Source organism: Candidatus Symbiopectobacterium sp. (assembly GCF_020054415.1).
Classification (GTDB): Bacteria; Pseudomonadota; Gammaproteobacteria; order Enterobacterales; family Enterobacteriaceae; genus Symbiopectobacterium.
In genome coordinates this window covers 1-1082 of sequence record NZ_JAHWCO010000388.1, presented here as the reverse complement: position 1 = coordinate 1082, position 1082 = coordinate 1, and the positions used below count along the sequence as shown (strand labels likewise).

The following is a 1082-nucleotide window of genomic DNA, read 5'->3' as shown; positions in this document are numbered from 1 at the left end:
TTTGAAAACACCCGCGATTTTCGGGATGCAATATTTAATTTTTTCACCAATACGCTACCAGAAATAGCGGACTCGCTGACGTCCAGAATTCACGATCGTTTTCAGGTGCTCAAACCTGCATCTTGAGGTTTATTGGGTATATGCTTTCTGGTTTTGCTTCTAAATATTCACTCAACCGTTTTAATCCCTGAGTATGTTTATAACAAATCACAGGCAGAAATTTGTCTACTATGTCTTTGCATTCCGCTAACGTTAATTTCTCAATTTTTTTGCTGCTATTTCATGGTGTAACTTGAGGACACATTCGTTGCTTTTATGCGTTTTTTGGTCGTGTATTCAATATGTTGATTACAGTGGCTTTGTTGAATAATAGGGAATAATGCTGTTATGACGAGCCTGTTTTGGATTAAAATGCTGATCGCTCCGGGATGCATCACCACGCTCTGGATTTAACATACTGATTTTACGTCAAGGGAATCCGCAGCCTTTATGGCTACGCAGCATAATATATATTTATTCAACAAAGCCACTCAAGCCTCCAAACCTTCGAGTTTGACGGAACCAGAAAGAAGCTGAGGTAGTAGTGTATCGCGTAGATCTGCTAGAACCCTGGATTCCTTCGCGAGCATTTCAGTCTTGTCATAGATACTTTTAGCTTGCTTCGTGTAAGCAAGAATTAGGCTGTGCTGGGGAACTACTACAGGAATAGCATTGAAATTTTTCTTGCTGATTTCTGCAATGGTTGTACCGCTGGCCCGGCTCTTGATCTCATCCATTCGAGACTCGCACCACTGCAGGACGTACTCAGGAGAAAGCTGTTTCTCGCATTTCATTGCGATGTATCCCTGGTTGACTGCAACTGGAATCTTTGCCAAAGCCAGATAGCCAACAGGAGCACGAGATGGGTCGTGTATTCAATGAGTTGATGTAGCATCAAACGCAGTACTCGCGTTCGATGTAAGTACCGATGATCCTATCGTGCATTTCGGATGATTTTGAATATCCGAGCGTCTTGCGATTGAGCCGTTGCAATCGGTTACGCAGTGTCAGATGTGCACGCTCAATACGCTGTGTATACAGCT

At 42.9% G+C, this 1082-nt stretch carries 2 protein-coding genes and 1 pseudogene; 1 reads left to right on the top strand and 2 read right to left on the bottom strand.

All coding sequences use genetic code 11. The features are described from left to right. A pseudogene (locus QZ506_RS11570) lies at positions 1 to 126 on the top strand (IS630 family transposase); the annotation flags it as partial. A gap of 404 nt (positions 127 to 530) precedes the next feature. Here the strand turns inward: QZ506_RS11570 and QZ506_RS11565 are convergent. After that, positions 531 to 914, bottom strand: coding sequence for a restriction endonuclease subunit S (locus QZ506_RS11565; protein WP_367273011.1), 384 nt, complete (start codon positions 912 to 914; stop codon positions 531 to 533). Positions 915 to 933: 19 nt separating this feature from the next. Further along, a partial coding sequence (locus QZ506_RS11560; protein WP_291971212.1) for an IS1 family transposase occupies positions 934 to 1082 on the bottom strand: 149 nt, incomplete at its 5' end.